Here is a 25,332-nt window from a genome sequence, read left to right on the forward strand (position 1 = left end):
TCGCACTCCTGCGGAGCCGACGTGAAGCCGTCTACTTGGTGAACTTGAACCTCGCGATCTGGGTCGTTCCATTGTCCAGCTGCAGCTGAAGCTCGTAGCACTTGTTGGCGAACGTGCTGTCGGTCTTCCAGTTGTACTGGTACTGGTTGCTTGCCGCGTCGTACATCAGCGCGGAGTTGCCTGCGGTCTCCGTCTCGAGCGTGTCGAGCGGTGCGTTCGAGTCGCAGTTCACCTGGCGGACCTGCAGCGGGTTGTACACGACCGCGCTCAGCCGGCTGACATATCCACCCGAACAGAGCGGAAGCTGCCACTTGACCGGATACGTCCGTCCCGCCTTGCCGTTGTTGACGACCGGCAGGTTGTCGACCGGAGACAGGAATCCGCTGAATCCGTAGACCGCAGCACCGCTGACGCACATCGATGCGCTGCACGTATCCGGCGCCGTGCACGAGTTGCCGTCACTGCACGGAGCCGTGTTGTTGGCATACTGGCAGCCGCTGGCGGGGTTGCAGGTGTCGTCCGTGCAGACGTTGCCGTCGTTGCAGTTGCGCGGCGACGCGCCGACGCAGGTCCCGCCCGCGCAGGTATCGACCAGGGTGCACGCGTTGCTGTCGTTGCACGGCGCCGTATTGTTCGTGTACTCGCATCCGCTCGCCGGATTGCAGACCTCGTCCGTGCAGCCGTTGCCGTCGTCGCAGTTGAGGGCGCCGCCGCTGATGCACGATCCGCCGCCGCAGGTGTCGGCAACCGTGCAGGCGCTGCCGTCGCTGCACGGCGCGGTGTTGTTCGTGTACTGGCATCCGCTCGCCGGATTGCAGACCTCGTCCGTGCAGCCGTTGCCGTCGTCGCAGCTCAGCGCAGAGCCGCTGACGCACGTGCCGCCGCCGCAGGTGTCGGCGACCGTGCAGGCGCTGCCGTCGTCGCACGGCACGGTATTGTTCGTGTATTCGCAGCCGCTCGACGGATTGCAGGTCTCGTCGGTGCACAGGTTGCCGTCGTTGCAGTTGAGCGGCGCGCCGCTGACGCAGGCTGCGTCGGCGCACTGGTCGGCAACGGTACACGCATTTCCGTCGTCGCACGATGCCGTGTTGTTGGTGTACTCGCAGCCGCTCGCCGGATTGCAGACTTCGTCCGTGCAGCCGTTGTCGTCATTGCAGTCGAGCGGGCCGCCGCTGACGCAGGTGTTCGCGCCGTCGCAGCTGTCGCCGGCCGTGCAGATCTGGCCGTCGTCGCAGGCCGTGCCGCTCGGCTGGAACGAGCAGCTCGCGGAGCAGCAGGTCGTCGCTGCGCCGTTGTTCGCGCCCTCGTCGCATTCCTCGGTTCCGAGCACGAGCCCGTCGCCGCACACCGGCGAGCAGGTCGACGGCTCTCCGGCGCAGGTCCAGCCGGTCTCGGACGTACAGGTCGACGCGCAGCCGTCGTCATTGCTGAGGTTGCCGTCGTCGCAGCCTTCGCCGGTGACGATCAGGCCGTCGCCGCAGATGTGATGACAGGTCGAAGGTCCGCCCATGCAGCTGAAGCCTGGCTCGACGGTGCAGGTCGCCGAGCATCCGTCGCCGGCGGCCGCATTGCCGTCATCGCACTGCTCGAGGCCGGTGAGCCGGCCGTCGCCGCAGACCGGCGCACACATCGACGGAGCGCCGCTGCACGAATAGCCTGTCTCGACCGCACACGTGCTCGAGCATCCGTCTGCGTTGGCGGAGTTGCCGTCGTCGCAACCTTCGGTTCTCGGCTGTCCGGACGGCAGGTAGTCGGTCTCGATCAGCCCGTTTCCGCACTTGACGAGCACGAACGGACAGCCCGGATCGATGGCCCAGCCCATGCGGTCGTGGCCGTTCCAGTTCCAGTGCGGGTTCTTGCCGTCCGCGTACGGACCGGCAGTGGGATTGAGAACGGGATTGCTGCCGCTCGGGGTCGTGAAGAGCGTGCTCGCCGTGGCTCCTTCGAACGTCGGATGGGTGTCGTCCGACTGGAGGTAGTCGAAACTGGTCGTCGAATTGACGAGCTTCAGGTTCGAGTCACGCAACGTCGAGCGCAGCGCAAGAACGCGCGCGGAGTAGTCGGCCAGCGACTCTCCCGCCTTGTAGCGGATGGCGTCGGAATCGTTGAGCCCGTCGCCGTTCGAGTCGTAGTCGCGCGCCATGTAGTTCGCGAAATTGTCGGTGCAGACGAAGCCCTTGTCGGCGGCGTATTTGCACGTCCACCAGTTGCTCTCGAGCAGGCGCGGCAGGAACAGGTTGCGCATGTTGACGCGGAACCCGTTGGCCGGGTCGCCGTTGACGGAATCGGTACACGTGCTGAAGCTGTTGTCCGCGTCATAGCCCGGGTAGTACAGGTTCGAGACGATCTTCAGCTTGGTGTTCGGGCTCGCGAACGTGTTGATGCTGTCCATGGCGAGCTGCGTGTAGTTCTTGCAGTTGGCCAGCGCGGTGTTCAGGCCGCTGTAGTTGCACGTGCCGCTCGCGCTCTTGAAGCTGGAACGAGCCTGCAGATAGTCGTTGCCGCACATCTCGAAGGTCACGATGCGCGTGCTGGCATCGGCCATGAACGCACGGTCGGTCGACGAGTTGATACGGTTGTAGACGTCGGCCGCGACGCCTCCCGACTGGCAGCGACGGGCCACGTTCACGTTCTGGCCGGTCACCGCCGCGCAGTATTCGGCGGTCACGTACGGCCCGGCTCGTCTCGCCACGGTCGTTGCGCCGGTGTAGCCCGCGTAGATCGAGTCGCCGTACGCGACGATTCTCAGCGTCTGGGTCGCGCCCGGACGGCTGACCGTCCACGACGAGTTCTGTGCGATGGTGCTGGCGTGTGCGCCGAGCGGGCCAAGCAGTGCGGTCAGAGACAGAGCGGCGCTCAATCGAGCGCCTAAGCGGCCGTAGTTCATGATCCCCTCCCCAAAATTTGCGAGCGTCAGTGCGCCACGAGAAGATGGCGCGGGGACGGTGACTGCGCTTCGGGCTGCGCGCAAGAACTATCGGAGGAACGGCACGAAGTATCGTGAAGGGGCCGGCGCTCCGGGATTTCGAAGGCAACGGATGACCCGATGCATCAGGTCGAAGAACGACGCGCTGCGATCCGCAGAAACTCAGCAAAAAATGTCACGCAGAATGCCGCGTCATCGTCGCGCCGCGTGAGAACGCGGTGGTACAGTTACTGCAGGATGTGCATGTGCGTAAGCTCGGCTCATCGGGCGGTGCAGGTGGGGGTTCACAGCAGAACGCGTCCAAGTAGTCAGGAAATAAGAAGATACAAAGGATCAGGACAGCAGGAACAGTCGCAGCAGAAACACCGGAACCGATCCATAGAAGAGGATGCTCCTTGCGATGCGCATGGCGCGGCCGACTCCTGCTGCCGCCGGCGGCACCACGAACGCGGCCGCCAGTGTGATCGCCGCGCCGATCGTCGCGAGCGCCGTGTCGAGAAGAATCAGCCAGATCGCCGCGTGCGCCCAGTAGATGGCGAACGCGATCAGGTACGCCTGAAGACCGTACATGTAGTACTCGCCGAAGGTCCCGCCGTACGTGATCCACTGGTGCAGCCGGAACAGTGGTACTGCAGGCACGAGTGCAAAGACGACGTACTTGAGAACCGGGCGGTACCACGCCCCTGCCGGACGGAATGCCGCCTCGGCATATGCTCGAGCGATGCCCTGCGATGCGATGCGAAGCCCGGCTCGATCCGGATCTGCGCACTGCCCGATCGCCTCGACGAGGGCGGAAGGGTTCGCAACCTCGATCCCGTACGGAAAGCGGCGTCCGGATTCGAGCTCGAGCCACAGTCCGCCGGACGGCAACGGGATGGGCCACGGCGTCGCGCCGTCGATCGAGTTGCACGGGATCTCGATGCGGCGCGCGGGCAGCTCGACAGCGAGCATGCCGTCGCGGACTTCGAGTGTTGCGCGATGAAATCGCGCGACGAGCCATCCGGCGATGCCCGGCAGCAGCGCTGTCTCGGCGAATACGCGGATCAGCCGCAGCGGATTGGAAAGCCGTGTCTCGAAGAAGAGCAGCAGCGCGAGCAGCACCAGCAGGCTTCCGCGACTGACCAGAAAGAGCAGTGCGGAGACGTTGCGCCAGAGCGGCGGATAGACTGTTGCCCGAAACGTCACGGTGATGGAGCGGCTGGGCGCCCGGCATGGAGCCTGAAGGCGTCGTCACCACGACGCAAGTCGCGCGACGGAAGTCACAGGCGTCAGCGACACGGTCGAGCTCAGCCGCGTCGGGGTTGCCGCGAAGTCGCGATGATGCGCGGCGGCCTGCTCGTCAGCACGTCGGGCAGCCGATGGCGACTTGTTGCCCGACGGCGTGCTTCAGCGTGGCCAGCGCGTCGCTTGCCGTCGTCGCGCCGGAAAGGTTGGTGTCGCACTGGCACGCGACGCAGGTGACAGTTCCGACCGAACCTTTCAGGATCTGGAGCGCGTCCGACGCGGTGACCTGGTCGTACGGCATCGCAGGGTCCGCGCAATCGGGCTCGTTCGGTCGGTCGGGAGTGCGAAGGAACGCGTTGCGGATGTGCGCGGTCATGCTTCCGGCATCGGAAGTCTGGGTCCCGCGCAACTCGACGAGCCCCGCGACCACTCCCGGTTTCGCAAGGAAGCCTCCGAGCAGCGGATACCAGTCGGTGGCCGCACTTTCGCCGGCAAGTGAGAAGCTCGGGAAATTCGGATCCTTCTCCGCCGTGCATTCGGCGTTCGTCATGCCGCGGACGACGACGCCGGCGCGGCCCATCGCGCCGCCCTGTACGTTGATCAGCACCTCGGCGCCGAACTCGTAGAACGCACCCGGAATCACCGGGATGCATTGCGTGACGGCGTCGGTACTGACGCCGCTCAGGCTGAACTGCGCGGAAGTGGTAACGAGAAAGTTGTCGGCACGTGCGGGTCCGGCAACTACGACGACGAGCGCCGCACATATAATGGAGGAGAGGATCCGGTTGGCCATCGGTAACCTCGCAGGATTTTTCGGCAGACTAGCGTCCCGGCGCGGCGTGCGTCAAACGCATCTCCGAGGGTGACGATGCAAATCTGTGCCCCCTCGATGACGATGTCTCCGACATCAATGCTGCGATGCAGAAAAACTTCCGGGAGCGTTCGTCGAAACATCTTCGGTCGTGAATACCGACTGCTGGCACTCGGCGGTGTCCGACCCGACGAGCTGCACGGTGACCGGAGGAACCAGTGCGGTCGTAATTTCGGGCAGCGCCGCCCCTCGCGCCTTCAGGGCGATGCGAGCGGAAAGGTTCCCGGCGACAAGCTGCATCGAGCGGATTCCGCTCGGCGCAGCATCCTTGTCCTTGAATCGAAGACCGGCATCTCCGCGGTCAGTCCACAGATCTGCGTCGGGCCTGACTCCCGTGGCGAGAAGGCGTCCGCTCGCATCGTAGATGCAGAGCGCGAGCTCGGTCGTCGCCGCGGGCTCACCGAACGATACGACCGTGCCGTGATCCCATTTCCACTGGAGGCTGCGCTTGGCGGCCGAGGCCGGCATCGACAAGCGCATCGATCCCGAGGACGACGATGTGCAATCGGCGGCGGGCGATGCGGGGCAGAGCGACGTGCGCGCGACGACGGTTTCGGCGAACGCCGTGGCTGTTGCGCCGTCGTCGTCGCGAACGGTCAGACGCGTCCAGTAGCTGCCGGGCTTCGCATACTCGTGCGTCGCCAGCTGACCGCTCGCGACGGAGCCGTCGCCGAAATCCCATTGCCACGATGCGATGCTGCCGTCACCGTCCGTCGATGTGCCCGCATCAAAGGTTCGCGTCTCGAGGTACGCGACCTCTGCCGGTGAAGCTTCGATGGCTGCGACTGGCGACGTGTTTGCCGGAGTCGTCGCGTCGAGGATGTAGACGTGCACTTCTTCGGGGCCGATCGAGCCGGTGAGGTTGCCGGCGTCCACGACCATTCCGGATTCGCTGCGGCCCGGAAACATCCTTGCGACGGACTCGTAACCGGCGCCCGGAAGCGCGAGCGAGACATCGAACGAATCGGTGCGATGTGTGTTCAGTACGACGACGACGATCTGCGAGTCGAGCTCCCAGAGTCCTGCGTGCACGCGCTCGAGGCCGGTCGGCAGATCCGAACGCACGCCGTAAAGCAGGAACGGGCGTAGCGACTTGAGCTCGGCAACCTGGTGCGGAAGCTCTGCCCACAGCGCCGGAGCCGCGCTCGGCAGCAATGTGCCGTTGCCTTCCCACATCGTGTACCACAGGACGCCCGATGCGCCGCGGATGAGCGGAGCATAGAGCAGGTTGCGCGATTCGCGCACGGTCGGATAGGTGCCGACCGCGCTCCTCCAGCGATACGCCTGCGCGTTCGCAACCCAGGCCTGGCCGGTGCCTGCGAGCTGCGCTTCGACGTAGTCGAACTCGTCCATTGCTTCTTCGAGCTCGTATTCGTGCGGATAGCTCTGTTCGCCGATCGGGTAACTCTGAAAGCCCATGACTTCCATCGTGCCCGCGTACGGCGTGACGGTGGCTCCGGGAAACGGCGTGCCGCTCGCATACGTGAGGCGATCGGGGTCCAGACCGTCGATGACCGCGCGGCGCGCGGCGACTTCGTCCGGCGGATGCGCGACCGGCCCGAACGTCGGTGCGTTGAAATCGTCGCGGATGTTCCAGCCGACGATGGCAGGGTGCGACTTCCACAGGTTCACGAAGCCGTCCGGTCCGCTCTCCGACCAGGGAATTTCGGCGATCATCGAGACGCCGCGGGCCTCGGCTGCATCGAAGAGCTCGATCATGTCGGCGCGCGCATCGACCGTGGCGTGCATCAGGTCGAAGCCCGCGTCGGCGATCGCCTCGAGATCACCTACGGCTTTGGCACCCTGCCGATCGCCGATCCACGACACGTGGTACATGCCGATCGGAAACCACGGCACGCCGTCCCTGTAGATGCGGCCGCTCGCATCCACCGAAGCGGTCGATGCGTCCGCTGCTGTCGCGAAGCAGATGGCGACGGATCCGATCAGGCAGAAGAGTGCGACCGCGACCGACCGCCGCGCGTGAAAAGATCGGGCGCGGCGTGCGGATGTCGTCGGCGGCATGGTACGCGGAGCGATGACACGAGGGGCGGCGGTGGGCAAGGCGAGAAATGGCGGCCTGCGAACGCGGCCCGCAAACCGGTCCGGCGAACGGTTGTGCGAACCTGGACTGGCTAACTGCCGGGTTTCCCTCGATGAATCGGCCAGGTGGCGCATTTGGGGAGGGCGCCACGTGCATAGCCCTTTCCATATTCTAAATATGCGTTAAACTGCCGCGAGAACTGGTAGCCTCCATGACGGATCTACTGAAACCTCTGCTGCCGCGCACCCGCGCATCCGACACGCCTTCGAAAGACGACGTACTCAAGCGCTTTCTGAAGCCGAACGAAGTGATCGGTCGGCCTCCCGCGACGACGGCGCCGCATCCCGGCAACGATCCGAAACGCGAGGCGGCGATGAACTTCGTTCGTCAGATGCGCATCTACGCGCGCTAGCCTGCTGCCTCAGGCACCTGCTTCAACTCTTCTTCTGTACTTCTGGCATCTGCTCCTTCCGGCCGGTTCTCCAAGACAATCCGGTCGCCGCGCGCGCGTTCTTTCCACGTCGACCGTCGCATAGCTTCGCTATGCGTAGCGGCGGCGACTGCGTAAAAAGCGGCTCGCAAACGGAATGCGGAAGCCGTCAGCGCGCCGCGCGGAAAGTCGGCGGCTGCGCACGATGATGGTCGAAGGAGTCAGCATGCGACGTGTACGCGGAGTTTCGAGGATCGCCTTCGGCATTCTTGTTCTGCTGCTGCCGGCCATTGCCGGTGCGGAGAGTCTGAGCTGGAGAAAGCTGGTCGATCATCCCGAGTTCTGGCCGCACGATTGCCACGTGATCAAGGCCGTCTCGTTCGAGACCGGTGCCAGCCTCGCGTCGGGCGACACCGTGAGCGTGCTCGAAGTTCGCTCGAAGGAAGTTCTCGTGGTGACGACCGATGGGACGGCAAGCTTTTCCATCGATCCGGAAAAGACCGACCTGCTCGAGATCGCCAATCGCGAATGGAAGAAGCTCAGTCCTACGCAGCGCGACCTCGGTTACGGTGCGCTCATCAAGCGCACCGATCTGTGGCCGTCGCGCGTCGCGATCATGGCGCCCGTGCTGCTCGGCCAGAGCGAAAAGGTTTCTCCTGGCGAACAGGTCAGCCTGCTCGGCTTTGACGGCAGCAGGTTCCTGGTTTCGCTCGACAGGATCGACCGCAGGTTCCAGGTCGAGCCGCAACGAATCGACATCCTGGCGCAGGCCCGCGAATTTCTGGCCGGCAAGCCAAATGCCAGTCCCTTCGTTGCGGGTGACGCGAACTGATCCGAGCGTCCGGCCGACGCGATCCGAACGCCGGACGGCCTGCAGGTCGTGTCGATGAAAATCCCGCGGCCATCGAGCGGTCCGTGCGGCAGCGGTCGGCCTGCGCTGCGATTTTGCTTCGGCGTTCCCCTTTGAGGCATGACTTGTAGCGGAGTGTGGCGTAGACCCGAATTTGCTTTGAGGACCGTGCGGGCAAGGGGAAAAGCTGCGATGAAAGACTTCTTCAGCAGGTCGCGGGCAGGCTATGCCGCGGCCGGGCTCGCCGTCTGCCTGTCCGCGGCGGCCTGCACGAAAACGGCACCGGTCGCGCCGCCTCCGCCCGACGTCCAGGTCGCAACCGTTCTCCAGCGCGACGTTCCCATTTACATCGAGAGCATCGGCCAGACGCTCGGTTCGCAGGAGGTCGAGGTCAGGGCGCGGTCGGCGGGCTTTCTCGAGACGGTCGATTTCAAGGAAGGCAGCTTCGTCAAGAAAGGTGACCTCCTCTACACGATCGACCCGCGCAATCTTCAGGCGACGCTCGCCCAGGCGCGAGGACGGCTGGCCAGCGCGAGGGCCGACCTTGCGCGCGCGCGCCAGGACGTGGCCCGTTACAAGCCGCTCGTCGCGCTGAACGCGATTCCGCGCCAGCAGTACGATACGGCCGTTGCCCTGGAGAGCGCCGCCAGCGCAGTCGTCGACGCGGAAAGCGCTGCGGTCGACAACGCCACCATCGACCTCGAGTACACGAAAATCTATTCCCCGATCGACGGTCTCGTCGGAAAGACCGAGGTCAAGCCGGGCAACCTGGTCGGCCGCGGCGACAACACGCTGCTTACGACGGTCTCGACGATCGATCCGATCCACGTGCGCTTCTCGATCGCCGAACGCGACTATCTCAAGTACGCGCGCGCGACGGGAAACAAGCCCGAAAAAGATGCCGGTCGCTTCGAGCTCATTCTCGGCGACGGGTCGGTGCACAATCATCGCGGCGGTCTCGAGTTTGCCGACCGTCTGGTCGATCCCACCACCGGCACGCTGATGCTCGAAGTCAGTTTCCCGAATCCGGAGAAGCTCATCCGTCCGGGCCAGTACGCTCGGGTGCGCGCTGCGGTCGATCTCCGCAAGGGCGCAATTCTGGTTCCGCAGCGCGCCGTCAAGGAGCTGCAGGCCACGTACTCCGTGGCCGTCGTATCCGACGACGGCAAGGTCACGATGCGTTCGGTCAAGCCCGGCGAACGCGTCGATTCGCTGTGGGTAATCGAAAGCGGGCTCTCTCCCGGCGAGAAGGTCGTCGTCGAAGGGCTGCAGAAAGTCCGCGACGGCATCACGGTCAAGCCGACGGTCGTGACCATCGAAGAGCCCGGTTCGGCGCCGCAGCCGGCCGCGCCGCCGAAGACGGAAGCGCCCGCGAACACGGCTGCCAAAGCGCCAGCGCACGGCGGGAAAGACTGACCGCATGGGCCACTTTTTCATCCGGCGACCCATCGTCGCGATCGTCATCGCGATCCTGACCGTCCTCGTCGGGCTGAGCGCGCTGTCCGGACTGCCGATCGAGCAGTACCCGGCGCTGGCCCCGCCAAGCGTACGCGTCGAGACGACGTACCAGGGCGCATCGGCCGAGACCGTCGAGCAGTCGGTGGCCACACCGATCGAACAGCAGCTCAACGGCGTCGACAACATGATCTACATGAAGTCGCTCAACACGAGCGACGGCCGCATGCTGCTCGACGTGAGCTTCCAGGTCGGCATGAACCTGGATACCGCCAACGTGCTCACGCAGAACCGCGTGTCGCAGGCCACGTCGCGCCTGCCGCAGGAGGTCAACCAGCAGGGCGTCACGGTCAAGAAGCTCAATCCGAGCATCCTGCTGGTGCTTTCGCTGTACTCGCCGAAAGGCACGTTCGACTCGCTGTTCCTCAACAACTACGCGACGATCAACGTGCGCGACGCGATCCTGCGCGTGCCCGGCGTTGCGCAGGTCGACCTCTACGGCGGCGCCGAATACGGCATGCGCGTCTGGCTGCGGCCCGACAAGCTGGCCAAGCTCGGCCTGACGCCGTCGGACGTGATCGCGGCGATCAAGGAACAGAACATCCAGGCTCCTGCCGGCCAGATCGGTGCGGCACCGTCGCCGCCGGGCCAGGAATACACGTACACGGTGCGCGCACCCGGCAAGCTGTCGACGCCGCAAGAGTTCGAGAACATCCTGGTGCGCACCACCGACACCGGCGCGCAGGTCCGGATCAAGGATGTCGGACGCGTCGATCTCGGCGGCGAGAACTACAAGTCGTTCGCGCGGCTCGACGGAAAGCCGGCCGGCGTGCTCGCGGTCTACCTGCTGCCCGGCGCCAACCAGCTCCAGGCTGCCGAGGGCATCTACGCGCAGATCGAGGAGCTTTCGAAGAGCTTCCCGGAGGACGTCGCGTACAAGATCACGTACGACACGACGCCGGCCGTCGTCGCGTCGATCGAAGGAATTCTGCACACGCTGTTCGAAGCCGTCGTGCTCGTGATCCTCGTCGTTTTCATCTTCCTGCAGAGCTGGCGCGCCACGCTGATTCCGCTGCTGACCGTGCCCGTCTCGCTGGTCGGCACGTTCATCTTTTTTCCGATGCTCGGGTTTACCGTCAACACGCTGTCGATGTTCGGCCTCGTGCTCGCCATCGGCATCGTCGTCGACGACGCCATCGTCGTCGTCGAAGCGGTCATGCACCACATCGAGCACGGCATGTCGCCGAAGGATGCCACCGTCAAGGCGATGGACGAGGTATCGGGCGCCGTCATCGGCATCGCGCTGGTGCTCGCGGCTGTCTTCGTGCCGGTGGCTTTTGTCGGCGGCCTGACCGGGCGCCTCTACCGGCAGTTCGCGCTGACGATCGCGATCTCGGTTCTGCTGTCGGCGTTCAGCGCATTGTCGCTGGCGCCGGCGCTGTGCTCGATGCTGCTGAAGCCGGCTGCGCCCGGCGGCAGCGGCGGCCTGCTCGGCCGCTTCTTCGGCGGCTTCAACCGCGGATTCGACCGCACGACGAAGAGCTACGTCTCGATGGCCAGCATCTTCACGCGGCGCGCGGTCCTCGCACTGGTTGCGATTGCGGCCGTTGCGGTCGGCTCGGGGATGCTCGGCAAGTCGCTTCCCGCCGGCTTCGTGCCCGACGAAGACCAGGGCATTTTCCTGATCAACGTGCAGCTGCCGAATGCGTCTTCGCTCGAGCGCACCGACAAGGTCGTCTCGCAGATCGAAACGATCCTTGCGGGCACCGAAGGGATCGACAGCTGCAACGCAATCGGCGGACTCGGCATCCTGACCAATTCGTTCAACTCGAACTACGCGAGCTTCTTCTGCCGCCTCGATCCGTGGGAAGAGAGGCATACGCCCGAGCTTCACCTGAAGGGCATCTCGAAGAAGCTCCAGCGTGACCTCGCGCAGATCCCGGAGGCGGTCGCGTTTCCGTTCGCGCCGCCGACCATCTCCGGCTTCGGTGCGGCCGGCGGCTTCAACATCCTGCTGCAGGATCGCAGCGGCACGCTGTCGGTCGCCCAGCTCGGCGACTACACGCGCCAGTACCTCGAAGCCGCGCGCAAGCGGCCCGAGCTCGCCAACCTGTTCACGTCGTTCGATCCGAACGTGCCGCAGATCGGCGTCGAGCTCGACCGCGAGAAAGCCCGCAAGCTCGGCGTGCGCGTCGACGACGTGTTCTCGACGCTGCAGGCGATTCTCGGCGGCGCCTACGTCAACGACTTCAACCGCTTCGGCCGTCTCTACCGCGTGTACGTTCAGGCCGAATCCGAGTTCCGCCAGAAAGCATCCGACATCGGTTCGTTCTACGTACGCAGCCGCTCGACCAACGAGATGATCCCGCTATCCACGCTGCTCACGATCACGCCGGTTTCGGGCACCGAGATCACCAACCGCTTCAACCTGTTCCGCTCGGTCGAGCTGAGCGGCGTTCCGGCCGCCGGCTACTCCTCCGGCCAGGCACTCGCCGCGCTCGAGGAAGTCGCCGGCGAGGTGCTCCCGTCCGAGATGGGCTACGCGTACACGAACATGTCGTACCAGGAGAAGGTCGCGCCGTCGTCGACGCCGACGTTCATCATGGCCGTCGTCTTCGTGTTCCTGCTCCTGGCGGCGATGTACGAGAGCTGGTCGCTGCCGTTCGCGGTGCTGCTCGGCACGCCGGGCGTCGTGCTCGGCGCCATGCTCGGCGTGTGGCTGCGCGGCCTCGACAATAACGTCTACGTGCAGATCGGCCTCGTCACGCTGATCGGACTGGCCGCGAAGAACTCGATCCTCATTGTGGAGTTCGCCAAGGCCCGCTTCGAGAGCTCGGACGAGGACGCCGTGACTTCCGCCACCGAGGCCGCGCGGCTGCGACTACGGCCCATCCTGATGACCGCGTTCGCGTTCATCATGGGCTGCGTGCCGCTCGCGATCGCGAGCGGATCGGGAGCGGCATCCCGGCAGGTCATGGGAACTGCCGTCGTGGCCGGCATGTCGGTCGCAACCTTCGTCGGCGTGCTGCTGACGCCCGCGTTCTTCGTGCTCATTGCGCGCAAGGGGAAAAAGGCCGAGGTCACTGCAACCGCCGCTGCGACGCCGGCCGCGGCGCCGGCGCCGGCGGGAGGTCATTGAGCGATGCGCCCGGCGGAAGACAATACGAGCACGGCGAACACGATGCGCAGCTTCACAAGGACGAACACACTTCGGACGATCGTCGCGGCCCTTTCGCTCGCCGTGCTGCCGCTGATCGGCGGTTGCATGCTCGGCCCCAACTACAAGCGGCCGCAGCTCGACGTGCCGGTCGGATGGAGGGACCAGGCGCCGGAGCCAGGACAGGACGCGGCGGCGGTGCCCGCAAGCCTTGCGAACACGCCGTGGTGGGAGCTGTTCCGTGACCCTGAGCTGCAGGACGTGATTCGAATCGCGCTCGCAGAGAACCAGGACCTGCTGATCGCCGTCGAGCGCATCGTCGAGGCGCGTGCGCGGCTTGGCTTCGTGCGCGCCGATCTGTTTCCGAAGATCGACCTCAACACCAATGTCAGCCGCTTCGCACAGAGCCGCGAGGGGTTTCCGAACAACCCGTCGCCGGCGCCCAACGACGCCATGCTGTACGGGCTTTCGCTCGATGTGCTGTGGGAGATCGATCTTTTCGGACGCATCCGCAGGTCGACCGAAGCCGAGCGCGCGCTGCTGCTGGCCACCGAGGAAGGACGCCGTGCGGTTGCGATTTCGCTGGTTGCGTCCGTTGCGTCCACTTACGTCGACCTGCGCAGCGCCGACCTTCGGCTGGAGATCGCAAGGCGTACGCTCGCGTCGCGCGCCCGGTCGCTCGACCTGACGCGCGCGCGCTTCAGCGGGGGACTGACGTCCGAGAAGGATCCGCAGCAGGCCGAAGCCGAATATCGCCGCGTGGAAGTGACCGTCTTCCAGCTCGAGCAGCTCGTGAGGGCAACCGAGAATGCGCTGTCGGTGCTGATCGGGCGCAACCCCGGCCCGATCGTTCGGGGCTCGGCGCTGCCGGATCTCCCCGTGGCCTTCGCAGTACCGGCGGGGCTGCCTTCGGATCTGCTGGACCGCCGCCCCGACCTGCGTGCCGCCGAAGAGCAGCTTCATGCGACAACGGCCGACATCGGTGCCGCCAAGGCGCTGCTGTTCCCGCGCATCGCGCTGACCGCGGGCTATGGAACGGCAAGCACCGAGTTCGATGCGCTGTTCATGGGCTCGTCGCAGGCATGGTCTGTCGCGGCCGGGCTCGTGCAGCCGATCTTCAATGCCGGCAAGAACATTCGACGCGTACAGATCGCCGAATCGCAGATGCGACAGACGCTCTATGCGTATGAGAGATCGGTGCTGCAGGCCTTTCGCGAGGTCGAAGACAGCCTGAACGCATGGGAGCACACCAGCGCTGCACGCGGAAGCGAGCACAAGCGCGTCACTGCCGAACGGCGCGTAGTCCAGCTCGCCACGGCTCGCTACGAAGGCGGCGTTGCCGACTACCTCGAAGTTCTCGATGCGCAGCGCTCGCTGTTTTCCGCCGAGCTCGACGAGGTCGATACCATCGGCGCGCAGCTGAATTCGCTGATCCAGCTCTACAAGGCGCTCGGCGGCGGCTGGCCTGTGGAGCCGGAGTCGGTTGCAACAGCGGATTCTGAGCCGAAGAAAGCGTGCCATTGGACAGGACACCCACGCGCCGGCAATTGAGCGGACTTTCATGAAGGCGATGCGCACGATGGCGGGCATGCTGGTGGTGACACTCGTTGCCGGCGGATGTTCGGGCTCCAACGGTATCGGAGATCTTTTCTCGAGCGGCAGATCCTCGTCGGCCGCGTCGTCGGCTGTTTACGCCGCCGTCGACGGCTTGCCTGTGCTCGACAAGCCCGCCGGCTCGGCGCGCACCGTTGGACGCCTCGCGCTCAACCAGAAAGTGAGCCGCAGCAAAGTCGACAACGGCTTCGCGCGCGTCAAGGCCGGCAGTCTCCAAGGCTGGGTCGTCAACTCGAAGCTCAGCCGCACGCGAATTGCGCTGAGCGCAAAGCCCGCCGGGAGCGCGAGCGCCGTCGCTCCGGCAGCGCCGTCGACCGGATCGACTACTGCCGAAACCGCCGGTGCTGCGACTGCAAGTGGCGACGCAGCCACCGCCGAGGCTGCAAATGCCGAGGCTGCCAGTGCCAGTGCTGCAGGTGCCGACGCCGCGATCGACGCAGCGGTCGAGCCGCAGACTTCCGCGCCGGACGCTGCGCCGGCTCACGAACCGAAGCCAGCGCCGCGCAACCCGCCGTCCAAGCCCAGGGTCGGCGGTGCGTCGGTCTTCGATCCGTACTGAGCCGCGACGCGAATGGCGCAAACTCCTGCAGACGAGGGCGCTGCCGCACCATCTCCGCGCCTGGAGTCATGGCCGCAGCGTTGGGCCCGAGCCGTTGGCGGCATCTCCAGGGTTTCGCCCGAGCGGCGCGCCGAGGTTCTCGCGGAGATTCACGAAGGATCGCAGTCGACGAGCATCTACTACGTGCTGCTCGGCCTCTCCGAGCTGATCGCCGGATTCGCGCTCATCATCGACAGTGATGCGACGTTGATCGGCGCCAACGTCGTCGCGCCGCTGATGACCCCGATCTTCGGCGTGTCGCTCGGATTGCTGCGCGGCGACATGCCGCTGCTGCGAAGCGCCCTTCTGGCCGAGTTCGGCGGAGCAGCGCTCGGCATCGCGCTGTGCTTCGCGCTTGGGCTGATGCCGTTCACGTTCGAGCCGTCGCGGCTCCTGCTGTCGCAGACGCACCCGACGCTGATCGATCTCCTCGTTGCCGTGCTTGCCGGCTCTGCCGGCGTGCTCGCGATGATCGATGAGCGCATCAGTCCGGCGCTGCCGGGAGTCGCGATCGCGACCGCGCTCAATCCGCCGATCGCCGCAATCGGCCTGTGCCTTGCGTACGGCTCGTACGACAACGCCTGGGGAGCTTTCCTGCTGTTCTTCGCGAACGTGCTCGCGATCCTCGCGGTGGCCGGTGTGCTTTTCCTGATCGCGGGCTTCGTGCGGCGCGAGGAATTCGGATCGCTGGGTACTCTCGCGCGGCGTTTCTCTGCCGCGGTGATTGGTCTTGTCGTCGTCACGGTGGTGCTGACCGGGACGCTCACCGGCATGGTGCGCGACCTTCGAACCAACGCCATGATCAGCCGCGTGCTCGATGCCGAGCTCGCGCGCGAGCCGGGCACGGCGCTGATCCATATCGAATCCACGCGCCATGCGGATCGCGTCGACGTGCTCTCGACCGTCAACACGCCCCGCATCCTGCTTCCCGAACGCGTCCGCAGCATGCAGGCCAAGCTTGCCGAGCGTCTCGGCGAGCCGGTTCAGCTGTTCGTGCGCTGCAGCGTCACCAAGGACGTCGCGGCCACGGGCTCGACCGAAGTGCGTCCCTACCTGGGCCTCAGAGACGACATCTCGACCGCACCTGCTTCAGAAGAAACCCGACTTCTCGTCCAGGCTGAGCAGTTCGCCAGGGAGATCGCCGAGACGCGGCCGGACCTCGTCCTGAACGACGTCGAATACTACGAGCTGCCGAGCGGCCCGGTGCTGATCTTTTCGATCCTGAACGCGCGCCAGCCGTCGTCGGAGTCGGTATGGCGCTTCGAAGAAGGCCTGAGGAAACGCCTGGCCGATGCGAACGTGCGCGTGATCGTGCGCACGATGGAATCCAACGACATGACATCGAAGGGCCGCATCCTGTTCGGCGCTGCGCATTTCGGCGACGAGAACCCGGAACACAAGGCCGCGCAGAAACTGGTGGAAGACACGATCGCGTCATCGCTGCAGGCTCTTCCGGACGTGTTCGTGACGGCCGTCGATGCGATCCGCGACGAATCCGGCTGGCACGTGCGTACGGAAGTCGTCGCGCCCCGAGCGCTGGCGCCGGCGGATCTCGCAAAAGTGGAGAAGGCGGCCGGTGCGGCGGCGCGAGCGCCGGTGGACATTTCGGCGCGCATGCGTTCGGACCTGATCGTGACCGCCGGCGGCTACTCGGCAGCAGGCAACCTTTACGCTGCCGCGCGTGGTGACGAGCCGCCGGTCCCGTAGCAGCTTCTCGTCGTGATGGGGTCTCGAGCGATGGAACAACGTACGATTCTGATCACAGGTGCCAACACCGGAATCGGCCGCAGCACGGCCGCAGCGCTCGCGGCCGGCGGTGCACGCGTGATCCTCGCATGCCGCTCCCGGGAAAAGACCCAGCCGGTCATCGAAGAGATCCGTCGCACGACCGGAAATGAAGATGTGGAGTTTCTCGCGCTCGATCTCGACAGCCTCGCGTCGGTGCGCGCCGCGGCGGAGGAATTCCTCTCGCGAAGGCAGCCGCTGCACATCCTGATCAACAATGCCGGCATTGCCGGGCAACGCGGTGTGACGGCCGACGGTTTCGAGAAGACGTTCGGTGTCAATCACCTCGGCCACTTCGTGCTGACCACGATGCTGCTCGATCGCATGCGCGAGAGCGCGCCCGGCCGCATCGTCACGGTATCGAGCCAGGCGCACTACGATGCGAAGGGAATCGATTTCTCGGTGCTGCGCCGGCCCACGGCGTCGGTCACCGGGCTCGCCGAATATGCGGTCAGCAAGCTTGCCAACGTGCTGTTCACCCAGGAGCTCGCGCGCCGGCTGCGTCACGACGGGATCTCGACCTACGCGTTGCATCCCGGTGTGATTGCGTCCGACGTCTGGCGCAGCGTGCCGACGCCGTTTCGGCAGATCATGAAGCTTTTCATGAAATCCACCGAGCAGGGGGCGCAGACATCCGTGTACTGTGCCACGGCGCCGGAGCTCGGCCGCGAGTCCGGCCGCTACTACGATGGCTGCAAGGAAAAACCGGCGAGCCAGTACGCCACCGTCGACCTGGCCGCTTCGCTGTGGACGCAGAGTGAGGAGTGGACCGCGTAGCAAGGCGCTGGACTCGCCGCTGGCAACATCGAGGAATCACACCCAGTAGGGGTGCACGGGACGTTTCCGCAGGCGACTTCGCACCGGCACGAATGCAGAATGAGAGGACACAGCGTCGTCGAGCGGGCCCGAAGTCATTCGTGATCCGGTACGGTCGACGGCCTGCACAGGAGAAGAGGCGATGAAAGAGACGAGCTGGCGCGAGAAGCTCCAGGACAGGATCCCCGCCCAATGGCGCGACGAGATCGACGCGTTCGAAAACCAGATGGAGCTGCGCAAGCAGCGCAAGATCGAGGAACGCGTGTTCGCCGAGGTGCGCCTGCGGCGCGGCGCCTACGGACAGCGCTACGACAACGGTCGCCGTCACGATGGCGTTGTGACGCAGGATCTCGGCTTCCCGCAGAAGGGCCTGACCAAGGGGCCCGATACCGAATGGGATGCCCCGGGGATGCAGCGCATCAAGATTCCCTTCGGCCGCATGACCGCCGACCAGCTCGAGGCGATCGCCGAGTGCGCCGAGGAATACAGCGACGCGATCCTGCACGTGACCACCAGGCAGGACATCCAGCTTCATTATGTTCACATCGAAGACAGCGCGGACCTGCAGCGGCGCCTTGCCGCGGTCGGTGTGACGACGCGCGAGGCTTGCGGCAACAGCGTGCGCAACGTCACCGGCTGCCCGCTCGCCGGCATCTGCCGCGACGAAGCGTTCGACATCTCGCCGTACGCGCGCGCCGAAGCGTTCTTCCTGCTCGGGCATCGCGACGTGCAGGACTTCGGCCGCAAGTTCAAGATCGCCTACAGCGGCTGTGAGCAGCACGCCTGCGGTCTGGTGACGATCCACGATCTCGGATTCGTCGCGCGCGTCCGCAAAGAGAACGGCCGCGAAGAGCGCGGCTTCCGCGTGGTGGTCGGCGGCGGCCTCGGGCCGGTGCCGCACATCGCCAAGGAGCTCTACGAATTTCTTCCGGAAGCCGAGATGCTCCCGCTCAGCCAGGCCGTCTCGCGCGTGTACGCGCGCCTTGGCGAGAAGCGCAACCGCAACAAGGCGCGCATCAAGTTCCTCGTTGCAAAGCTCGGCATCGACGAGTTCCGCCGTCTCGTCGATGAGGAACGTCGCGTGCTCGAAAGCGATCCGCGCTGGACGGAATGGCTGGCGACCGCGCACGAGGAGATGCTCGAGCACCTGCCGGCGCCCGTGACCGACGGCACGGCGAAGCCCGCAGCCGGATTCGACGAATGGCGGCGTACCAATGTGTACCCGCAGCGTCAGCCGGGGTTCACGGCCGTCTCGATCACGCTGCCGCTCGGCGACATCACGTCGGACCAGGGACGCACGCTGGCCGCGATCACCCGCCGCTTCACTCGCGATGCGCTTCGCACCACGGTCGAGCAGAACCTGATCCTGCGCTGGGTGCACGACGCGGATCTGGTGGCGGTCTACAACGAGCTCGCGCGAATCGGCCTGAACCTGCCCGGCGCGGCTTCGGTGGTCGACGTCGTGACGTGCCCCGGCACCGACACGTGCAAGCTCGGTGTCGCAAGCTCACGCGGACTGGCCGCCGAGCTGCGCACGCGCCTTTACGCGAGAGAGCTGCAGTACGATGCGGATCTGCGCGATCTTCGCATCAAGGTTTCCGGATGCCCGAACAGCTGCGGGCAGCACCACGTGGCCGACATCGGCTTCTATGGAAGCTCGCGCAACATCGGGCCGTATCGCGTGCCGCACTTCCAGGTGATCCTCGGCGGAGAATGGCAGAACAACGGCGGCAGCTACGGTCTCGCGCTCGGCGCGGTGCCGAGCAAACGCATTCCGGACACCGTCGACGTGCTGATGACGAGCTACATCGAAGGTCGCCACAACGGCGAGAAGTTCCGTGACTGGGTCGGTCGCGCCGGCAAGAAGGCCATCAAGGACCTGCTGAATCCCTTGACCCCGGTGCCGGCGCACGATGCGCGTCCCGACTACTACGTGGACTGGCACGACGTGCGCGAGTACACGATTGGCGACATCGGCGTCGGCGAGTGCGCCGGCGAGGTCGTCAGCCTGACCGAGTTCAGCCTGGTGGAAGCCGAGAGCCTCGCGTTCGATGCGTCGGTGCTGCTCGATGATGCCAGCGCCGCAGACCGCGCCTCCGAGCTTGCGTTCACCGCGATGATCCGGGCTGCGCAGGGACTGCTCAAGACCGAAGCACCCGACGTGAAGGCCGATCCGGACATCGTGCTGCCGCTGTTCCGCCAGCGTTTCCTCGACAACGAGCGGTTCTTCGATCGTTTCGTCGGCCGTCAGGAATCCGGGTATCTGCTGGCGGCTGCGGAAAGCGGCATGCACGTGCGCGATCTCGACGAGGCGCACCGCCGCGTCGAAGAGGCTCAGCTCTTCATCGAAGCCTGTCACGCGTGCTACGCGCGCATGCTCGAAGCGAAGTCTGCCGGCGGGGCTCTCGGGAGCATCGGAGCATGAGCCAGGCCACGGAGAACGCAGCGGACGGCTCAGCCGCCATCGACCGGTGGGTCGTCAAGTTCGCCGCACGCGAGCCGGATCGCTTCGATCCCGAGGCGCACATCCCGGTCTTCCATCAGTGGATCCAGAAGCATCGTCTCCCGCTCGTGCTGATCGATGTCGCCGACTACGCCCATGTCAACGATGGTCCCGGCGTGCTGCTGGTCAGTCATGAATACAACATCTTCGCGGACCGCTTCGGCGGGCAGCCGGGACTGACCGTGCAGCGGAAGGTTCGCGGCGCTGCGGGCGCCCGGTCGCTGAAGGATACGGTTCGCGTCGGCCTGCAGGCGGTCGACGCTCTTTCAACAGAAGCGTCGCTGCCGGGATCCAGGTTTCGCGTAAACGAGATCGAGGTCGTCGCCAACGACCGGCTGCGCGGGCCGAACAGCGACGAAGGCTGGGCCGCCGTCGAACCGGTGCTTCGCGACGTCGCACGGACACTCTACGGCGACGGCGCGACGGTCGAGCGGTCTGCCGGTGAAGCAGGCCAGAGGTTGACCGCGCGCATCGGCGGCGACGCCGCCGACGCAGGAGCGCTGCTCGCAAGGCTGCAGGCGTGATCTCGTGAAAAGCCGCCCGCGAGCGAGCGGCATTTCGCACGACTCAACGAACTCGTGAAGATCGACGCGCCGCTGCTCGACTCGTCGTTTGCCGGTGCAGCGCCGCTCGCGCGCTCGCACGCGGCGGCGAGCTTTGATGGCGTCTTTACGTTCGACGGGCCGCACGATCCGTTTACTGCGCTCGCGTTGGCCGCCGAGCACACCCGTCTCGATATCGCGACCGGCGTCGCCATCGCACTGGCGCGAAGCCCGATGACCGTCGCCCAGGTCGCGCACGACCTGCAATCGTTCAGCAGCGGGCGCTTTACGCTCGGCCTCGGCTCACAGGTTCGCGCGCACGTCGAGCGCCGGTTTTCGATGCCGTGGTCGCGCCCGGTCGACCGCATGAAGGAGTTCGTCGCCGCACTGCGCGCGATCTTCTCATGCTGGAACGACGATGCGCCGCTCCAGTTCGACGGTGAGTTCTACCGGCATACGCTGATGCCGCCGCTGCTGAGGCCCGCACCGTGTTCGCACGGCGCGCCGCCGATCGTGCTGGCCGCTGTCGGCCGGCAGATGCTCGAGGCGGCCGGCGAGGTTGCGGATGGCTGGGTGACGCATCCGTTTCATTCGCTTCGCTATCTGGAGACGTTTGCGCTTCCGGCCATCGCCGCCGGACGCGCACGACGAAGCAGTGCGCTCGCCGAAGATTTTCATGTCGTCGCGCAGGTTCTCGTCGTCACCGGCTCGGACGAAGGCGAGCTGGCTGCTTCACGCGAAGCCGTACGCGCGCAGATCGCATTCTATGCTTCGACGCAGGCATACCGGCCGGTGCTCGAAGCCGACGGCGAGGGCGAGCTTCAAAGTGAGCTGCGAGGTCTTACGCGGCAGGGACGCTGGAGCGAGATGGCTCGGCTCGTGACGGACGCAATGGTCGAGCGCTATGCGATCGTCGGTCAGCCCGAAGCCGCCGGACGTGAGCTTCGTCTGCGGTACGCGAAGATTGCCGGACGCGTGGCGATTGCGACGCCGATGCTGCTGCGTCCCGAGACGGCGGGCAGGCTGGTCGCGGGTTTTCACGGCATCTAGCCTGCGCTCGTGGACCGACGACGGGCGGGCGGCTACAACCGCGTGGAGTCTTCCCATCGGTCGCCGAGAAAACATCAAGGAGTCGTTCGATGTTCGATTTTTCCGATCTCAAGGTCCTTGCCGATCTGACCCGCCAGCAGGCTCGCCTCCGGCCTGACGAAACAGCGCAGATCTTCGAGGAGCGCACGACGACGTTCGCCGAGCTCAACCTGCATGCAAGCCGGATCGCGAACGGGCTGATTGCGCTCGGCGTGCGGCCGCAGGTGCGTATCGGATACATCGGAATGAACTCGGACCGCTTCTTCGAGACGGTCTACGGTTGCTTCAAGGCGAACGTCGTTCCGGTTGGCGTCAACTGGCGCCTGGCTGCGCCCGAGATCGTCTACGTGCTCGGTGATGCGCAGGCGGAGATCCTGTTCGTCGGCGCCGAGTTCGTGCCCGTGATCGAGAAGATTCGCGGCGAGCTCACGGCCGTCCGGCAGATCATCGCGATCGACGGCGGGCATTCCTCGTGGCCGGATTTTGAAGCGTGGCGCGATTCGCAGTCGCCGGCCGATCCGATGCTCGCGATCGATCTCGATGACGACGTGCTTCAGCTGTACACGAGCGGCACCACCGGCCATCCGAAAGGCGTCCAGCTCACCAATCGCAACTACATCGCGTTTTTCGAGCTGGCGCAGAAGTCCGGCTGGGCCGACAACGATCCGGGCGAGGTCAACCTCGTCGCGATGCCGGATTTCCACGTCGCCGGCGTGAATGCGGGACTGGTCGCGACGGGGCAGGGCGCGTGCGCGGTGATCATGAAACAGGTCGAGCCGGCGAAGGTTCTCGACTACGTGGCGCGTTATCGCATCAACAACATGTTCCTCGTGCCGGCCGTGATCCAGTTCCTGCTCGACGTGCCCGGAGCCGACGCGTGCGATTTTTCGTCGCTGCGGCGCGTGTTCTATGGAGCGTCACCGATCTCCGAGGAGGTGCTGCTTCGCGCCACGCGGCTGTTCGGATGCTCGTTCTCGCAGCTGTACGGCCTGACCGAGACTGTCGGCGCCGGCACCGCGCTCGATCCGGACAGCCATGACCCGTCGCGCGGAAAGCTCCGCTCGTGCGGCAAAGCGTATCCCGGTTTCGAGATCCGCATTCTCGGAGCGAATGGCGAGAGTGCTCCGCAAGGCGAGGTCGGTGAGATCGCGATCAAGTCGCCGACCGTCATGAAGGGATACTGGGGAAAACCCGAAGCGACGGCCGCTGCGATCAAGGACGGCTGGTTCCTGACCGGTGACGCCGGGTTCTTCGACGAAGAGGGCTACCTCTACATCCACGATCGCGTCAAGGACATGATCGTGTCGGGAGGCGAGAACATCTATCCGGCCGAAGTCGAGAATGCACTGATGGGATGTCCGCAGGTGGCCGACGCTGCGGTCATCGGTGTTCCGGATGAGAAGTGGGGAGAGGCCGTGAAGGCGTGCGTCGTGCTGAAGCCGGGCGTCGCCGCGACTGCTGAACAGATCATTGCTGCGTGCAAGACGCGGATTGCGTCGTACAAGTGTCCGAAGTCGATCGATTTCGTTGCGTCGCTGCCGCGCAATCCTTCAGGGAAGATTCTTCGCAGGGAGCTGCGCGAGCCGTACTGGGCGGGGCGGGGACGGCGGGTGAATTGAGGGAGGCGAGGTCTCGACAGATTGTTATACGGCTATGGGTGATCACCGATGGACCGTAGCGGCGGGGCTGGACGAGATGCTACGACCGTCTTTGGCGGAAGCGGTCGCGAAGAAAGACCGCGCAACGCTACCGCATCGAAGCCGAAGAAATCCGCAACGGCGTTGCCGCTGCTCTCACTTGCAGGATTGGCACTGCCGCCCCAGTAGTCACCGTGGCCGGCTCCGGCAATTCGTTCTCGCTCCATTTTACCGGGCTGGATCGGGATGTCTCCGCGCAAGCCAACGGCCTGTGGGAAAAACCCTTCGTCCCCGTTTGCGATCGTCTGGCCCGGGCCGAACGTCAGTGACAGGACTGCGTCCGACTCGGAATACAGAACACGCAGAAACGCAGCCTCCGAAGCTGCGTCGTAGAGTCGGCCACCGGGGCACATCATGAATGTCGGCACGGCGGCGGCCATCAGGCACACTTTGCCGATTCTCGGGCCGCGGCGGTTGCGCAGATGCTCGATTGTTTCCAGCACCACACGTCCTCCCAGGGAATGGGACACGAAATGGACGATGAGCAGGCCGGGTTTTGAGCTGAGGTATTGCGCCAGCGTCGGCGCTACGTCCTTGGCGGTTGTTACGGCGTGCGGATAGACGAGGAAGTCCGCGCGATCGGTTATGCCGGGCCATTTCGCATCGCCCGGCCAGAACACATCGGCCAGGCGATCGGAAAACGCGGTCGACCCGGCTGCGCCGACTCTTCTCCGGGCCCGCGTCCGAAAGGCCTGATAGGCTTCCTGGGCTTCGCGCTGATGATTGTTGAAGCCATGCACGAGAACCAGCAGCTCGTGCCGATTGATGACGACCGCGGGGATCGAAACCACTGCAGCAAGGGGATCGCCGCCCTCCGGATCCTTCCTCAGCTGCAGGACCAGCCGGGGACTATAACCGGAACCGAGCGGCGGCGGTATGTAGCGAGACATTCCCGATCACTTCGTCTTCATGCTGCCCAATGCATCGACCAGATCCTTTGCAACAGGCGCGAGCATTCCGCCGAGCACGGAGACCAGCACCATCCCGACCCAGTCGTACGAAGGCTGGCCGCCCGCCATTCGAAGCTGTGCGATGAACATCAGCGCAGCCCCGAGCAGCACCGCGCTCATCTGATTCCATTCGCGCCATCGATACGTCGTCACGGTCTGAAAGCTGTCGAGCTGACGCTTGACGAGCAATCGAATTCTTCCGTAAAGGTCGCCAAGCTCTTTCGGGTCAGTGCCGTCCGCGGCGACTTTCGTGCTGCTCATCGCACTTGCCCACCGCTCGGCATCATCGATTGCGCAGCCGCGCGTGAGAAAGGCGTAGAGCGCAGGATAGCGCTCCGGGTTGCTCAACGCCGCATCGGCCGCATCCTGGATCTGGCTCATCATCTGGGCCAGCTCGAGCTCGAAGAGCGCATTGGCAACATGGCGGGTCGATCCCAGTGGTGATGTCCGCCGCGTCTCGTCGAGTGCGAGCCCAGTGGTAAGATGCAGAAGCTCTTCGTATGCATTGCTCCCGAAGGCGGGCTGCCGCCCGCGCGGCGGAATCGCCGCTTCCGCGCGATCCGGCCGGATGGCGGAGACCTGGTAGTGTTTCTTCGTGCTGCCGCCGTCGACCTCGAGCCAGGCCTGCAACGCTTTACGATGAAATTTACTCAGAAGGCCGAGGACCTTTTTCACGGCCTCCTGGACGGCCATCGTAAGCGCGCCGAGAGCGGCCAGTGTGACCGCATACCGGAGGATGAAATCGGACATTTCTGCGAGAGTGCCTTGTATGGATGCCATTCGG

General features: G+C 65.3%; 18 protein-coding genes. 12 read left to right on the forward strand and 6 right to left on the reverse strand.

Annotated features, from left to right (window positions below; genetic code table 11):
• Positions 1-31 precede the first annotated feature (31 nt).
• The 4 genes from VN634_11060 to VN634_11075 all read right to left on the reverse strand — a co-directional run bounded on the left by VN634_11060 (position 32) and on the right by VN634_11075 (position 6,911).
• Complete coding sequence (locus VN634_11060; protein HXC51415.1) at positions 32-2,860, reverse strand: PxKF domain-containing protein; 2,829 nt, start codon at positions 2,858-2,860, stop codon at positions 32-34.
• Between the two features lie 399 nt (positions 2,861-3,259).
• A complete protein-coding gene (locus tag VN634_11065; GenBank protein ID HXC51416.1) occupies positions 3,260-4,111 on the reverse strand; it encodes a hypothetical protein in 852 nt (283 codons plus the stop codon).
• A gap of 154 nt (positions 4,112-4,265) precedes the next feature.
• Positions 4,266-4,943, reverse strand: a complete 678-nt coding sequence (locus VN634_11070; protein ID HXC51417.1) for a hypothetical protein — start codon at positions 4,941-4,943, stop codon at positions 4,266-4,268.
• Between the two features lie 114 nt (positions 4,944-5,057).
• A complete protein-coding gene (locus VN634_11075) occupies positions 5,058-6,911 on the reverse strand; it encodes a PKD domain-containing protein (protein HXC51418.1) in 1,854 nt (617 codons plus the stop codon).
• A gap of 362 nt (positions 6,912-7,273) precedes the next feature.
• On the opposite strand from VN634_11075, the gene VN634_11080 reads away from it, so the two are divergent.
• The 12 genes from VN634_11080 (at position 7,274) to VN634_11135 (ending at position 23,520) form a co-directional block, all read left to right on the forward strand.
• Positions 7,274-7,474: a hypothetical protein gene (locus VN634_11080; protein HXC51419.1), complete on the forward strand. Its 201-nt coding sequence runs from the start codon at positions 7,274-7,276 to the stop codon at positions 7,472-7,474.
• A 244-nt stretch (positions 7,475-7,718) separates the two neighbouring features.
• On the forward strand, positions 7,719-8,324 hold the full coding sequence (locus VN634_11085; GenBank protein HXC51420.1) for a hypothetical protein: 606 nt from the start codon (positions 7,719-7,721) through the stop codon (positions 8,322-8,324).
• A 210-nt stretch (positions 8,325-8,534) separates the two neighbouring features.
• Positions 8,535-9,758, forward strand: a complete 1,224-nt coding sequence (locus tag VN634_11090) for an efflux RND transporter periplasmic adaptor subunit (GenBank protein HXC51421.1) — start codon at positions 8,535-8,537, stop codon at positions 9,756-9,758.
• Between the two features lie 4 nt (positions 9,759-9,762).
• Positions 9,763-12,936: a multidrug efflux RND transporter permease subunit gene (locus VN634_11095; protein ID HXC51422.1), complete on the forward strand. Its 3,174-nt coding sequence runs from the start codon at positions 9,763-9,765 to the stop codon at positions 12,934-12,936.
• Positions 12,937-12,978: 42 nt separating this feature from the next.
• Positions 12,979-14,505, forward strand: coding sequence for an efflux transporter outer membrane subunit (locus tag VN634_11100; GenBank protein ID HXC51423.1), 1,527 nt, complete (start codon positions 12,979-12,981; stop codon positions 14,503-14,505).
• Between the two features lie 10 nt (positions 14,506-14,515).
• Positions 14,516-15,127, forward strand: coding sequence for a hypothetical protein (locus VN634_11105; GenBank protein HXC51424.1), 612 nt, complete (start codon positions 14,516-14,518; stop codon positions 15,125-15,127).
• 12 nt (positions 15,128-15,139) lie between these two features.
• Positions 15,140-16,873, forward strand: coding sequence for a DUF389 domain-containing protein (locus VN634_11110; GenBank protein HXC51425.1), 1,734 nt, complete (start codon positions 15,140-15,142; stop codon positions 16,871-16,873).
• Between the two features lie 30 nt (positions 16,874-16,903).
• Positions 16,904-17,728 (forward strand): SDR family oxidoreductase, encoded by an 825-nt coding sequence (locus VN634_11115; protein ID HXC51426.1) that lies wholly within the window; start codon positions 16,904-16,906, stop codon positions 17,726-17,728.
• A 181-nt stretch (positions 17,729-17,909) separates the two neighbouring features.
• Positions 17,910-20,192, forward strand: coding sequence for a nitrite/sulfite reductase (locus VN634_11120; protein ID HXC51427.1), 2,283 nt, complete (start codon positions 17,910-17,912; stop codon positions 20,190-20,192).
• Positions 20,189-20,794, forward strand: coding sequence for a hypothetical protein (locus VN634_11125; protein ID HXC51428.1), 606 nt, complete (start codon positions 20,189-20,191; stop codon positions 20,792-20,794). The genes VN634_11120 and VN634_11125 overlap by 4 nt, the downstream gene beginning before the upstream one ends.
• Before the next feature lie 54 nt (positions 20,795-20,848).
• On the forward strand, positions 20,849-21,862 hold the full coding sequence (locus tag VN634_11130) for a TIGR03617 family F420-dependent LLM class oxidoreductase (protein HXC51429.1): 1,014 nt from the start codon (positions 20,849-20,851) through the stop codon (positions 21,860-21,862).
• A gap of 89 nt (positions 21,863-21,951) precedes the next feature.
• On the forward strand, positions 21,952-23,520 hold the full coding sequence (locus VN634_11135; protein ID HXC51430.1) for a long-chain-fatty-acid--CoA ligase: 1,569 nt from the start codon (positions 21,952-21,954) through the stop codon (positions 23,518-23,520).
• Positions 23,521-23,552: 32 nt separating this feature from the next.
• On the opposite strand, the gene VN634_11140 is transcribed toward VN634_11135, so the two are convergent.
• Together VN634_11140 and VN634_11145 are read right to left on the reverse strand one after the other, a co-directional pair.
• On the reverse strand, positions 23,553-24,389 hold the full coding sequence (locus tag VN634_11140; GenBank protein HXC51431.1) for an alpha/beta hydrolase: 837 nt from the start codon (positions 24,387-24,389) through the stop codon (positions 23,553-23,555).
• A gap of 105 nt (positions 24,390-24,494) precedes the next feature.
• The gene (locus tag VN634_11145) at positions 24,495-25,328 is read right to left on the reverse strand and encodes a hypothetical protein (protein HXC51432.1); all 834 of its coding nucleotides are present in this window, start codon (positions 25,326-25,328) and stop codon (positions 24,495-24,497) included.
• Positions 25,329-25,332: the final 4 nt, after the last annotated feature.

The organism is Candidatus Limnocylindrales bacterium (assembly GCA_035571835.1).
Taxonomy (GTDB): Bacteria; Desulfobacterota; Binatia; order UBA1149; family CAITLU01; genus DATNBU01.